General features: G+C 74.5%; 1 protein-coding gene. It reads right to left on the bottom strand.

From position 1 onward, the window contains the following. Positions 1-266 (bottom strand): ATP-binding cassette domain-containing protein (locus ACTFO6_RS18250; RefSeq protein WP_439935802.1); only part of this gene is annotated, 266 nt, incomplete at its 3' end. Positions 267-325: the final 59 nt, after the last annotated feature.

Raw genomic sequence — 325 nt, 5'->3', positions numbered from 1 at the left:
CCCTGCACCCGCACCTCCCCCGCCGTGGGCGGGTCGAGCCCTCCGAGCAGGTGCAGCAGAGTGCTCTTGCCCGATCCCGACGCGCCGACGATGGCGATGCGCTCGCCGGGCTCGACGGTCAGCTCCACCCCCAGCAGCACTTCCACTGCAGTGGCGCCCTCCCCGTAGGTCTTGCGCAACCCCCGGCAGGCGATCACCGGCGCCCGCTCCTGCCGCGCCGGCGCCCTGGCCCGCGCGCCGCTCACCGGGACCGTGCGGTCATTCATAGCGCAGCGCCTCCGCCGGGTTCACCCGGGAAGCCCGGAAGCTCGGATAGAGGGTGGCC

Origin of the sequence: Pelomicrobium sp. G1, from assembly GCF_051905455.1 — a bacterium.
GTDB lineage: Bacteria > Pseudomonadota > Gammaproteobacteria > Burkholderiales > UBA6910 > Pelomicrobium.
The sequence above is the reverse complement of the archived record's forward strand: the minus strand, read 5'-3'. Positions and strand labels throughout refer to the sequence as shown.